This window comes from Streptomyces sp. NPDC029466, from assembly GCF_055574515.1.
On the sequence record NZ_JBVHZH010000006.1, the window covers coordinates 5,722 to 18,091 of the forward strand.

General features: G+C 73.4%; 12 protein-coding genes. 2 read left to right on the forward strand and 10 right to left on the reverse strand.

What is annotated here, in order from left to right:
- Nucleotides 1-73 precede the first annotated feature (73 nt).
- The 9 genes from ACZ4XD_RS07570 to ACZ4XD_RS07610 form a co-directional block, all read right to left on the reverse strand.
- The gene (locus ACZ4XD_RS07570; protein WP_468039485.1) at nt 74-1,360 is read right to left on the reverse strand and encodes an MFS transporter; all 1,287 of its coding nucleotides are present in this window, start codon (nt 1,358-1,360) and stop codon (nt 74-76) included.
- Between the two features lie 5 nt (nt 1,361-1,365).
- On the reverse strand, nt 1,366-2,535 hold the full coding sequence (locus tag ACZ4XD_RS07575) for a PLP-dependent cysteine synthase family protein (protein ID WP_468039160.1): 1,170 nt from the start codon (nt 2,533-2,535) through the stop codon (nt 1,366-1,368).
- Between the two features lie 79 nt (nt 2,536-2,614).
- Entirely contained in the window at nt 2,615-3,070 is a 456-nt protein-coding gene (locus ACZ4XD_RS07580; protein ID WP_468039162.1) for a hypothetical protein, read from the reverse strand.
- Between the two features lie 222 nt (nt 3,071-3,292).
- Nucleotides 3,293-3,754: a hypothetical protein gene (locus ACZ4XD_RS07585; protein ID WP_468039165.1), complete on the reverse strand. Its 462-nt coding sequence runs from the start codon at nt 3,752-3,754 to the stop codon at nt 3,293-3,295.
- 180 nt (nt 3,755-3,934) lie between these two features.
- The gene (locus tag ACZ4XD_RS07590; RefSeq protein WP_468039167.1) at nt 3,935-4,489 is read right to left on the reverse strand and encodes an ATP-binding protein; all 555 of its coding nucleotides are present in this window, start codon (nt 4,487-4,489) and stop codon (nt 3,935-3,937) included.
- Nucleotides 4,490-4,629: 140 nt separating this feature from the next.
- Nucleotides 4,630-6,783 (reverse strand): xanthine dehydrogenase family protein molybdopterin-binding subunit, encoded by a 2,154-nt coding sequence (locus ACZ4XD_RS07595; RefSeq protein WP_468039169.1) that lies wholly within the window; start codon nt 6,781-6,783, stop codon nt 4,630-4,632.
- Between the two features lie 66 nt (nt 6,784-6,849).
- Complete coding sequence (locus ACZ4XD_RS07600; RefSeq protein ID WP_468039173.1) at nt 6,850-7,845, reverse strand: FAD binding domain-containing protein; 996 nt, start codon at nt 7,843-7,845, stop codon at nt 6,850-6,852.
- On the reverse strand, nt 7,842-8,408 hold the full coding sequence (locus ACZ4XD_RS07605; RefSeq protein ID WP_468039175.1) for a (2Fe-2S)-binding protein: 567 nt from the start codon (nt 8,406-8,408) through the stop codon (nt 7,842-7,844). Before ACZ4XD_RS07605 ends, ACZ4XD_RS07600 begins: the two co-directional genes overlap by 4 nt.
- Nucleotides 8,409-8,516: 108 nt before the next feature.
- Nucleotides 8,517-8,903: a hypothetical protein gene (locus tag ACZ4XD_RS07610; protein WP_468039177.1), complete on the reverse strand. Its 387-nt coding sequence runs from the start codon at nt 8,901-8,903 to the stop codon at nt 8,517-8,519.
- Between the two features lie 238 nt (nt 8,904-9,141).
- Here ACZ4XD_RS07610 and ACZ4XD_RS07615 point away from each other — a divergent pair, with 238 nt between their 5' ends.
- Nucleotides 9,142-9,960 carry a lipase family protein gene (locus tag ACZ4XD_RS07615; RefSeq protein ID WP_468039179.1) on the forward strand — a complete coding sequence of 273 codons (819 nt, stop codon included), beginning with the start codon at nt 9,142-9,144 and terminating at the stop codon, nt 9,958-9,960.
- Nucleotides 9,961-10,156: 196 nt separating this feature from the next.
- Here the strand turns inward: ACZ4XD_RS07615 and ACZ4XD_RS07620 are convergent, their stop codons facing one another.
- Nucleotides 10,157-10,546, reverse strand: coding sequence for a VOC family protein (locus ACZ4XD_RS07620; protein WP_468039181.1), 390 nt, complete (start codon nt 10,544-10,546; stop codon nt 10,157-10,159).
- A gap of 558 nt (nt 10,547-11,104) precedes the next feature.
- Between ACZ4XD_RS07620 and ACZ4XD_RS07625 the strand changes: the two genes are divergently transcribed.
- Nucleotides 11,105-12,298: a serine hydrolase domain-containing protein gene (locus ACZ4XD_RS07625; protein ID WP_468039487.1), complete on the forward strand. Its 1,194-nt coding sequence runs from the start codon at nt 11,105-11,107 to the stop codon at nt 12,296-12,298.
- Nucleotides 12,299-12,370 lie beyond the last annotated feature (72 nt).

Sequence of the window (12,370 nt, forward strand, 5' to 3'; positions counted from 1 at the left end):
AGAAGAAGGGGGGAAGAGGGGAGGCTACCCCCCCCCCCCCCCCCCCGGGGGGCGGCCCCCCCCACCACCGTGTTCAGCCCATCGCCGGTGCCGGCGCGGTGGCCGGGGCCAGCCGGCCCGTGCGGTGCAGTCCGTAGAGGGCGGCACTACACGCCAGGCCCAGGACCGGGAGGGCGATCCAGGGCAGGGCGGGCAGTCCGGCGGACCGGGAGGCGTCCAGTGCGGCGCCGGTGAGCAGATTCCCGAGGGTGATGCCGATACCGCAGATGGTGTTGTAGAGCCCGTAGTGGGTCGCGACCAGGCGGTTACCGGACAGCCGGACGATGGTGTCCATCTCGAACGGGTAGGTGATCATCGTGCCGAGGGCGAGCAGCAGCGCACAGAGCGCCGGCGGGACGGCCGCGAGGGCCCAGCGGCCGGGGCCTTCGGCCGGCACCGGCAGCGCCGTGGCGGCCAGCAGCGGGACGAACGCCAGCCCCATGGTCAGCAGCCCCCGGGCGAGGGCGCGGCCCGCGGTCATCCGGGCCTTGCACCAGCGGGTCACCCTGGTCTGGCCCAGGATGGTGCTGAGCCCGGACACCGCGAACAGCCCGGCCACCGCCGCGGTGCCGAACTCCCCCTCGCCGCCGAGTCGTCGTACCTCCAGCGGCAGCGCCAGATAGACCTGGAACGACAGCACATAGGAGCCGATCATGGCTCCGGAGAACAGCAGGAACGGGCGGTTGGCCAGCACGCCCCGCCACGGGGACGGCCCGCCGGCCCGGCGGTGGCCGCCGCCGTCGGGTGCGGCCTCGTCCCCGCGGGCCGGCAGCGCACGGATCTGCACCAGGCTCAGCAGCGCGAAGATCCCGGCCGCGACCAGGCAGGTGACCCGGAAGTTGACGCCGGTGAGCACCATCCCCACCAGCGGTCCCAGCAGGATGCCCGCCTGGTAGAAGACGTTGAACAGTGCGAACGCCTCCAGCCGCCGCTCGCCCGCCGCGGCGGCCAGATAGGCCCGGACCGCCGGGTTGAACAGCGCGCCGGCCAGCCCGGTGGCCGCGGACGCCGCCAGCAGCGCGGACAGCGAGTCCACCAGCCCCAGCGTCGCGAATCCGAGCGTCCGCAGCACACAGCCGGCCACGATCAGCGGCTTGTAGCCGAACCGGTCGGCCAGTGCGCCGCCGACCAGGAACATCCCCTGCTGGCTGAAGTTACGGACCCCCAGGACCAGCCCGACCAGCCAGCCCGCCAGGCCGAGCGTCCCGGACAGATGCGCGGCCAGATACGGCATCAGCATGTAGAAGCCGAGGTTGATGGTGAACTGATTGGCCATCAGCAGCCGGGCGCTGCGGTCGTAGGAACGGAACTGGGTGAGCATGCCGGTCACCGGGCCTCCTCCGCGCCCTGGGCGGGCGCCTCTCCGGGGCGGCCCGCCGTGTGGGAGGTGCCGAGCGGATCGACGACCTGTGCGCACCGGCTCCAGACGGTGACCTCCCGCTCCCCCAGCCGGCTCAGGGTCTGCGGCCCGTCCGCCGGCGGGGCGTCGAGCAAGTCGTGGGCGGCGCAGTACTGGTCGTCGTACACGGTGCTCAGATAGCGCTGCGGTCCGTCGGGGAAGACGGCCGCGATACGGGTGCCGGCCGGCTCGGTCCGGCTCAGCCAGCCGGCGACCAGTGCGACCGCTCCGACGCTCCAGCCGCCGGTGGCGTAGTGCGAGGACGCCAGCGTGCGGCAGGCCCAGACCGCTTCGGCGGGGGCGACCCAGTGCACCTCGCTGAACTGGTCGTAGGCGACATTGCGCGGATAGATGCTCGATCCCAGCCCGCGCATCAGCCGGGGCCGGGCCGGCTGTCCGAAGATGGTCGAGCCGATGGTGTCGACGCCGACGAGCCGCAGCTGCGGATAGAGCTGGCGCAGCACCCGGGACACCCCGGCGGAGTGCCCGCCGGTGCCCACACTGCACACCAGCACGTCGATATGCCCCAGCTGGGAGGCGAGTTCGAGGGCCAGCGGCAGATAGGCGGTGGTGTTGTCGGGGTTGTTGTACTGGTCCGGGCACCACGCGCCGGGGTGCGCCGCGAGCAGTCCGCGCACCCGGTCGCGGCGGGCCTGCTGCCAGCCACCGCTGGGGTGCGGCTCGGCGACGATCTCGACCTGGGCGCCGTACGCGGTCAGCAGCCGGGTCATCGAGGACTCCAGACCGGGATCGGTGACCAGGCTGACGGGGTGGCCGTAGACCATGCCGGCGAGCGCCAGACCGAGGCCGAGGGTGCCGCTGGTGGATTCGATGATCCGGGCGCCGGGCCGCAACTCGCCGCGGGCGCGGGCGCGTTCGACCATGTGGAGTCCGGGCCGGTCCTTGATGCCGCCGGGGTTACGGCCTTCGAGCTTGGCCCAGAACCCGCGGCCGGGCGGGGAGAGCGGCTCGGAGATGTGCAGGACGGGGGTGTTGCCGACCAGGCCGGGGATGCCGGAGGCGGGCGCCGGGCCGGGCGTCGGGGAGGCGGGGGCAGCGGGAGAGACGGAGCGGGCCGCCGTGGGGAGAGAGTGCATGATTTCGCTCTCGTTCGGTGGTGGGGAGAGGGGCGCTCATCTCGCGCCGGCCGGGGTGGCCGGACGCGAGGGCGGGCTCCTATATCCGGCACCGGCACAGGGCGGCGAGGGTGCTCCGGCCGCTGCGGGCCGGTCTGAGCCGCCCGGCCCCGCTCCCCGCGGCCGGGCGCCGTCCCGACGCGATGCGCACCGGCCCCGCGAGGACGGCGGGCACCGCGGCGCCCGCCGCCCCGGCGGCCGGGCGGCCCTGCGGGAGATGGCCGGACGGGCCGGACACACACGTGGAGTCGTGGTGCCCGGCGTCCGCCCCGGCGGTCACGTGGGCGGGCGCGGCGGCCACGGGGGCGGGCGCGGCGGCCACGAGGGCAGGCCGGCTCGGCGAAACCGCCGCCGGGGCGGGCACGGAGTGGTGGCTGTCGGCGCCGTCGGCACACGGGAGCACCACGGCCAGCAGCCCGGCTACCAGGAGCAGCAGGACGGCCGGCCGGCACCGGCGTAAGCGGCCGCCCCTCAGGAAGCGGGCACCACTGAGCAAGCCGGCACCGCTACGGAAGCGGGCGCCACTACGGGGGCGGGCACCGTCATAAGACCGGGCGCCACCATGGGAGCGGGCACCACTACGGAAGAGAAAGCGGAACGGAAGGCACAACGGAACGCGGAACGGCACAGGGTCTCCGGGAGACTGCCGCCGCACCGCAGCGGAACACGCAGGCGGGCAGGCGGCATCGGCAGGGGATCGATCCGGAACCGGCCGAATCTAGACCTGCTGCACCACGGAAGCCGTTGCGCTGCGCAAGGGTGGAGGGGCGGTACGGGCGCCCGCTGACGCCCCGGACCGTACCGGTGCCGACGGCTGCCAGGCGCAGTCCGCCGAGGGCGTGGGGCACGGCAGCGTCGGGGCGGCGCTCTGCTGGGGCAGGCCCGACACACACAACTCGTCGGAGTGGTGCTCGGGATGCTCGGGATGCGCGGGTTGCTCCGGCTGCTCGCAGTAACCGCTGTGTTCGGGGGCGAGCCAGGCGCCGGAGTCCGCGATGGCGGATGCCGCCACCGGCACGGCGCTCACCAGATGGCCCTCGGCGCTCTCCGCCCGTGCCCCGTGGGCGACCAGCACACCGATCAGCACGGCGGCCAGCCACAGCAGACGGAACGGAACCGCTGAACCGCGGTTCCGCATCCCGCTGTTGGCCGGCCCGCGGGCCGTCCTGACCGTTGCCATACCGCGATGGTAACCGCGGCGGCCGGCCGTTGCCGGTAACCCCGCGCCCGCAGGCGCATATCAGTCACCGGGCGAGGCGCGAGCGCGGTGCGCGTCAGCACCTCGCCACTTCGTTGACGGTGCTTCGTTGACGGTGCTTCGTTGCCGGTGCTTCGTTGCCGGTGCTTCGTTGGCGGCGTGTCAGACGAGCGACACCTCGGACGAGGCCGCCGGAGTCTCCGCGGCGGTCTCGGCGACGGCCTCCCGCACGGGCTCGGCGAGCGGCTCGACCGGTACGGGCGGCGGCACCGCCGGCTGGCCCTTCGCGTCAGGCACGCTGCGCAGCGGGGTGCGGCTGGTCAGCGGCGTCTTGCGGGCCGCCTCGACCCGGCGGGTGAACCAGATGACCTTGCCGTCCGGGGTGCCGCAGGTGCCCCAACTGTCGCTCAGCGCCGCCACTCTGGAGAGCCCGCCGCCGCCCGCGCTGAGCAGTTTCGGCAGGCGCGGCCCCTGGTCGGCGACGGAGGCCGTGAGGTGTCGGCCGGTCCAGCGGAGTTCGACGACGCACGGCGCGTCCGGGCCGATATGGCGATGGACGTTGGTCAGGAGTTCCGCCACTCCCCGGCACACGGGCGGGATATGCAGCTCAAGATCCCAGTACCGCAGGTGCGCGGCCAGGATCCGCCGGATCTGCGGCACACGCTCCGCCGAAGCATGCAGTTCGACCGTGTAGTGCCGGTCGCTGGGAAGTGTCATGTCGTGGCTCCTCACCGCGAGGCTCACGCCCTTCACCTCGTTGGACCAACGAACCCCGAATCACGAAGAGTGAGCATTAATCACGTATGGGTCATTTGTCATGGTGACCCCGCACGGCGGGTTCCGCAACTGATCTTGGTTTAGTGGGGTCCGCCGGCCCGGCCCTCACCCGGCCGGTCCCACAGCCGCGGCAGCACCTTGTCCGGCGTGAGCGGGAGGTCGCGGAACCGGACTCCGGTGGCGTGCCGGACGGCGTTGGCGAGGGCCGCCGCGGTGCCGACGATGCCGATCTCCCCGATGCCCTTGCTGCCCATGGGGTTGAGGTGGGGATCCTCCTCCTCCAGCCAGTGCGCCTCGATCAGCGGCACGTCGGCGCTGGCCGGAACGTGGTACGAGGCCAGATCGCATTCGGCGAAGTCACCGAACGCGGGATCCAGCACGCTGCCCTCCATGAGCGCCATCCCCAGCCCCATGGTCATCCCGCCGATGAACTGGGAGCGCGCCGTACGGGAGTTGAGGATGCGGCCGGCCGCGTAGACGCCCAGCAGCCGCCGTGTCCGGACCTCTCCGGTGACGGTGTCGACCTGGACCTCGGCAAAGGTGGCGCCGAAGGCGTGCCGGGCGTACGGGGAGCCCTCGGCCGTCTCCCGGCGGGTGTCGGCGGCGGCCGTCAGCCCGTCGGCCGGGAGCGGCCCGACGTGGTCCCGCAGCCGGTGCCGCAGCGCCGTACAGGCCTTGTGGACGGCCCAGCCCCAGGACGCGGTGCCCGCGGAACCCCCGGCCAGCATCGCGGGCGGCAGATCGCTGTTGCCGATCTCGATCCGGATCCGCTCCTCGGGCACCGCCAGTACACCGGCGGCGAGCTGCGCGAGCACGGTGCGGGCGCCGGTGCCGATGTCGGTGGCGTTCACCCGGATGCGGTAACTGCCGTCGGTGGCGGCGTGCGCCTCGGCGGAGGAGGCGGCGATGTAGACCGGGTAGGTGGCGGACGCGACACCGGTGCCCAGCAGCAGATCGCCCTCGCGGCGGACTCCGGGCCGGGGGTCCCGGGGCAGCCAGCCGAAGCGCTCCGCGCCCTCCCGCAGACAGCCGACCAGCTGGCGGCTGCTGAAGGCGCGGTCGCTGTCCGGCTCGGTGTCCGGCTCGTTGCGCATCCGCAGGTCGACGGGGTCGAGGTCCAGGAGGACGGCGAGTTCGTCGACGGCCGACTCCAGGGCGTACATCCCGGGGGCCTCGCCCGGTGCGCGCATCCAGGAGGGCGTCGGTACGTCGAGCGGGACGACACGGTGCACGGTGCGGCTGTTCGGCGAGGTGTACATGACGCGCCCCGGGACCGCGGCCTGCTCGACGAACTCCGTGACGGTGGAGGTGTGGGTGGCGGCCTCATGGGCGAGGGCGGTGAGGACGCCGTCGTCGCCCGCGCCGAGGCGCACCCGCTGGATGGTGGGTGCGCGATGGCCGACGACCGCCGGCAGCTGACGGCGCGGCAGGGACAGTTTGACCGGGTGCCCGGTGTGGCGGGCGGCCATCGCGGCCAGGACGACCTGGGGGCGGGGCGTCCCCTTGGAGCCGAAGCCGCCGCCGACGTGCTCGGAGACCACCGTGACCTCGCTCCGGTCCAGCCGGAACAGCGCGGCGAGGTCCTCGCAGACCTTGGTGGCGCCCTGGCTGGAGTCGTGGACGGTCAGATGACCGTCGCTCCACCGGGCGGTGGAGGCGTGCGGCTCCATGGGGTGGTTGTGCAGCGGCGGCACCGTGTAGGTGGCGTCCAGGGTGCGGGGCGCGGCGGCGAACGCCCCCTCGAAGTCGCCGCGTTCACGGGTTCCCGGATAGCCGCCGTTGGCGGTCTCCGCGTCGTACATCCGGGGGTGACCGGCGGTCAGCCGGACGTCGTGCGCCTCGGTTTCGTAGCGGACGCGGACGGCCCCGGCGGCGGCGCGGGCCGTTTCGAGGCTGTCGGCGACGGTGAGGGCGACATACCAGCCGCGGTGCGGGACCCGGTCGTCCTGGAGCACCGACAGGGTCGGATCGCCGGTGGCCGCGAGGCGGGGCGCGTTCTCGTGGGTCAGCACCGCGTACACCCCCGGCAGGGCGAGGGCCGCCGCGCTGTCCACGGCGGTCACCCGGCCGCGGGCGACGGTCGCGGGCACCGGCCAGGCGTAGGCGCAGCCCGGCGGGGTGTGTTCGGCCGCGTACCGGGCGGTGCCGGTGACCTTCTCCCGGCCTTCCCGGCGGACGAGCGGGGCGCCCAGGGGGTACGGGAGGGGACCGAGCGGGAACGAGTCGGGGCTCATGGCGCGCGTCCTTGGATCGGGGGCTGGGGCGGAAGGGGCAGGGGCGTCCTGGCGGTCCTGGTGTGGTCAGTGGTCGTCGGCCGGGGCGGCCAGCCCGGTCAGCACCCCGACGGCCAGATTGCGGGCGAGCGTGACCTTGAAGCCGTTGTCGCGCAGTGGCCGGGCGGCGGCGAGTTCGGCGTCGGCGGCGCGGGCGAAGGTGTCCTCGGTGGCGGGGGCGCCGCGCAGTACCTCTTCGGCGGCGCGGGCGCGCCACGGCCGGTGCGCCAGCCCGCCGAACGCGAGGGCCGCGTGCCGTACGGTGCCCTCCCGCACCTCCAGTACGGCGGCGACGGAGGCCAGCGCGAAGGCGTACGAGGCGCGGTCGCGGGCCTTGCGGTAGTGCGAGCGGGTGCCGGGGGCGGCCGGCGGGAGCCGGAGGGCGGTGATCAGTTCGCCGGGCCGGATCACGGTGTCCCGCTCCGGGCTGTCACCGGGCAGCCGGTGGAACTCGGTCACCGGCACGGTGCGCTCCCCGTCGGGGCCGTGCAGCAGGATCTCGGCATCGAGGGCGGCCAGCGCCACCGCCATGTCCGACGGCTGGGTGGCGACGCAGTGTTCGGAGTGGCCCAGTACGGCGAGATCGCGGTGCACGCCCTCACGGGCCGGGCAGCCGGTGCCGGGGGCGCGCTTGTTACAGGGCTTGGTGATGTCCTGGAAGTACAGGCAGCGGGTGCGCTGCAGCAGATTGCCGCCGGTGGTCGCGATGTTCCGCAACTGCCCCGAGGCGCCGGCCAGCAGCGCCTGCGACAGGGCCGGGTAGCGGTCGCGGACGGCGGCCGCCGCGGCGAGATCGCTGTTGCGGACCATCGCACCGATCCGCAGTCCGCCGTCCGGCAGCTCCTCGATGCGGTCGAGCGGCAGCCTGGTGACGTCGATGAGCAGCTCCGGCGTCTCCACACCCAGCTTCATCAGGTCGACGAGGTTGGTGCCGCCGCCGAGGAAGCGGGCGCCGGGCTGCCCGGCCGCGGCCCGTACGGCCTCCTCGACGCTGGTCGCCCGCAGATATCCGAACGGTTTCACGGCGTCGCCTCCCGGACCGCTTCGACGATCCGCGGATAGGCGCCGCAGCGGCACAGATTGCCGCTCATCCGCTCGCGGATCTCGTCGTCGGTGAGCGCGACGGGGGCGCCGGGGTCCGCGGTGGGCGGGGTGACGTGGGACGGAAAGCCGGCCGCCGCCTCGGCCAGCACCCCGACGGCCGAACAGATCTGGCCGGGCGTGCAGTAGCCGCACTGGAGGGCGTCCCGCTCCAGGAAGGCCTGCTGAAGGGGGTGCAGCCGCTCCCCCTCGGCGAGGCCCTCGACCGTGGTGATCTGCCGGCCGTCCTGGGCCACGGCCGGCAGCAGACAGCTGTTGGCGCGCCGCCCGTCGACGAGCACGGTGCACGCGCCGCACTGGCCGTGGTCGCAGCCCTTCTTGGCGCCGGTCAGACCAAGGCGTTCGCGGAGCAGATCCAGAAGCGTGGTCCGGTGGTCGACGGTCAGCGTCTGCGTCACGCCGTTGATGTCCAGCACCAGCGGGGACTGTGTGCCATCCGCCGACGGCGCACCGCCGGGCTGCGGCGGATGTGGGGTGGGCTCCACTCGCTCATGCCTTTCCGATCCGGGCCGCGGGGGCGGCCGCCGTGCGCCTGGGCCATGTCCTGCGCCGTGACCGTGCGGGTCCCGTCGCCTCGGCAGTGCCGGTGCCCGCTAACGGGTCTCCAGCCGCAGCTCGACTTCTTTTTCCTGGTCACCGGCGGCCGTCCCGAGAACCTGCACGGCGAACGCGGACTCCAGGCCCTTGCACAGCTGGTCGACCGCCCAGTAGCCGCCCTGGAGGCTGACCATGACGGGCGCGGTCAGCCGGCGGGGCTCGGCCGCGGCCTTGCGCTCACTCACGTCGAAGGTCGAGGTCCACACGGTCGACCCAGCCCCGGCCACCTCCTCGGGCACATCGTCCGCCGCCCGGTCGGAGCTGAAGGTGGTACGCAGCGCGCTGAAGACGGCGTGCGCGTCCTGCGTCGCGCAGCTCTCCAGCTCCACCATCACCTCGGCCGATACATGTTCCGCGTGTGACGCCTGATCCGCGCTGTTCACTGTGGGGCCTTCCGTTGTGGGCCTTCCTCCGGGGGCTGCACGCTTCCAGGCTCGCCCGGCGGCCCGGTGTGTGCGACCGGAGGCACGAACGAGTGGTTTGAACGGGCGGCACCCGCACGCCGCCGATCAGAAGATTACTCTGAGTAGTCAGTACGAGCGTTCCGTGATCGGAGCCGTCTCAGGCGCAGCGCTCGGCCCTCGCAGCAGCCCTCGTCGACCCAAGCCAGAGGAGCCCTCGTTGACCAGTGCCACGATCGACCAGAAAGCCACCGGCTACACCGTCCGCCATGCGCTCTGCATGGCGCGCGCCTCCGAGCTCGCCTACCAGGACGAGCAGACCATCGAAGCCACGGCCCGGGAATGGGGCTTCGACCGGGTGCGCCATCACCACACCACGTTCCGCCCGCCGTTCCCGCTGGAGGACACCCAGGCGTACACCCTCGGCGGGCACAGCATGATCATCACCAGCTTCCGGGGCACGGAGCCGGTGAAACTGCGCGACTGGCTGTCCGACGCCACCACACCGCCGTGGCCCGGCCCCGGCGGCAAGGGCTATGTCCACTACGGCTTCGGGGAGGCGCTGGAGTCCGTCTGGCCGCAGGTCCGCGCCGCCATCGACGCATTCCGCGACAACCGCCAGACGGTGTGGTTCACCGGCCACAGCCTCGGCGGGGCGCTGGCGATGCTGGCCGGCGCGCGGCTGCATTTCGAGGAACCGCATGTGACGGCCAACGGTGTCTACACCTTCGGCCAGCCACGCACCTGCGACCGGCAGCTGTCCAAGGAGTTCAACACGGCCTTCTCCGACCGCATGTACCGCTTCGTCAACAACAACGACATCGTGCCGCAGCTCCCCCCGGAGCCCGCCTTCCACCACGTCTCCGCACTGCGCTACATCGACGCGCAGGGCACCCTCCACCACACCATGCCGTTGCTGAGCGGCCTGGTCGACCGCGCCCAGGGCCTCACCGCCGACCTGCTCGCGCCCGCCTCCGACGGCGTCCGGGACCACTTCATGGCCGCATACGTCAACGCCTTGGAGAAGAACCAGAACTGACCGGTCGGGCGGGGCCGGGCCTGCGGGCCCGGGGTGGACGGGCCCGGGTCGGCGGGCCCGGGTCGGTGGACACCGGGGGGGGCGGGGCCGGGTCGGCGGGCCCAGGTCGGTGAACACCGGGGCGGGCGGGCCCAGGTGGGTGACACCGGGGCGGGCGGGGCCCGCCGCCCCCCCCGCCCCGGGCGGCCGCACCCCGTCAGACCGGCTGGGTGAGGTTGACCGCGTTGCCGTCCGGGTCCTGGATATGGGCGACCCGCTGGCCCCAGGGCATGTCGTTGGCCGGGCCCCGCACCGTTCCGCCGAGCGGCCCGACCCGGTCCAGCAGCGCATCGACGTCCTGGACGGCGATGCTGAGCAGGATCCGGGTCGGGGTGCCGGTCTCGACGTTCTGGTCCGTCACGATGCCCAGCTCCGAGCCGCCGATCCGCAGCCCGACGAAGAAGACCGGGCCCTCCTCGGGCACCCGGGTGAACTCCTCGGCGCCGACCAGCTCACGGTAGAAGGCCTGGAGCCGGTCGAGGTCAGGGGTGACGATGATCGGCTGGACTGCAGCCGGGGTGGGGGCGGCGGGTGAGGTGGCAGGCATGGCGTCCTCCGGGGGTGTGGCCTGTGTGGTCGCTGAGATAGACCGTGCCCGGCCTGCCGATTCATCGGTCGGGGCGGGAGGAATGCGTCGGCGGCCGGGGTGAGGGAAGGTACGCCGGCCGGATGGGAGGGAAACGACCGGCCGGAATGACAGACGGTACGCCGGTCACGCTCGCCCTCGCCGTCATGATGACCATGGTGCGGGCCGGGCGGCCGACAGCGTCTCGGCCGCGGCGGAATCCAGCCATGCGCCCGCCCTCCCCGGACCGCCCGCCCCGCCCCTCCCCCGCCGCTGCCCTGCCCGGCCGCACCGGTTGCCGGTCACGCACGGACTGCCGCTGAGCTGCCGAAACGATCCCGACGCCGCGTTCGCCGCGCTGCGCGGGCCCCCGGCCGACGGCACGCCAGGACGCGCGACGCCCCCGGACACGCGCCGCTGAGCCGTCCGGCCGCACATCGTTGCCACGGGCATCGACCTGGACGGATCATCCCTACGGAACGCCGTACGCACGTACGGAGGCACGGGATGACCGCACCGGGACGACGCGAGGAGACCACCGTGGAGCCAGCCACCGTCAACGGCCACTGCGCACCGGAATTCGCCGGCGTACGGGACGCGTTCGAGCGGAACTTCAGCGAGCACGGGGATGTCGGCGCGGCGGTCAGCGTGACGGTGGACGGCGAGGCGGTGGTGGACCTGTGGGGCGGCCACGCGGACGCAGCCGGGACCCGTCCCTGGGAGCGCGACACCCTGGTCAACGTCTACTCGACATCCAAGGGGATGACCGCGCTGTGCGCCCATCTCCTCGTGGACCGGGGCGAGTTGAACCTCGATGCGCCGGTGAGCCGGTACTGGCCCGAGTTCGGGCAGGCCGGCAAGGAGGACATACCCGTGCGCTGGCTGCTCAGCCACCGGGCCGGTCTGATCGCGCCCCGTGAGCCGCTACCCGCAGGGCACGCCTACGACTGGGACCGGGTGTGCGCCGTCCTGGCGGCCACCCCGCCGTGGTGGGAGCCGGGCACCGCACAGGGCTATCACGCGGTGACCTTCGGCTACCTCGTGGGCGAGGTCGTACGGCGGATCACCGGCCAGTCCCTCGGCGCGTTCCTGCACAGCGAGATCACCGGGCCGCTGGGTGCACGGGTGTTCATCGGCACCCCCGCCGAGGAGCACGCCCGCTGCGCCGACATGGTCGGGCAGCTGGACGAGGCGCGTCTCGCCGAGCAGTTCCCCGGTGCGCCGAAGCCGCCGTTCCGGTCGCTCGCCGACCATCCGCTGGCCATCGTGATGCTGGCGCTGACGTACATCCCGACCGGTGATGTCAACAGCGCCGCCTACCGGTCGGCCGAGATCCCGGCGGGCAATGCCCATGCCGGTGCGCACGGGCTGGCCACGGTCTACGGCGCGCTGGCGGCCGGCACGCTCGTCCGGCGCGGCACCCTGGAGGCGATGCGCCGGTCGCAGAGCCGGCCGGGTGAGCGTGATCTGACGATCGACGCGCTCGCCCCGGCGGGGTACGAACACCGCTGGGGTCTGGGCTACATGCTCAACCACCAGGGCCAGGCGGGACCCAACCCACGGGCGTTCGGACACGGTGGCGCGGGCGGCTCCTTCGCCTTCGCCGACCCGGAGAACCGGCTGTCGTACGCGTACACCATGAACAAGTACGGCGGTGGCACGACGGGCCAGGACCCGCGCAACGCCGGGCTGGTCAGGGCGGTGTACCGAGCGCTGGGGCAGAACCGGAGCTGAGACCGGGCCCGGGTGCTGTCCCTCCGGTCATGACGGGAGGGACAGCACCCGGGTCGGGCGAGGCCACGGCGT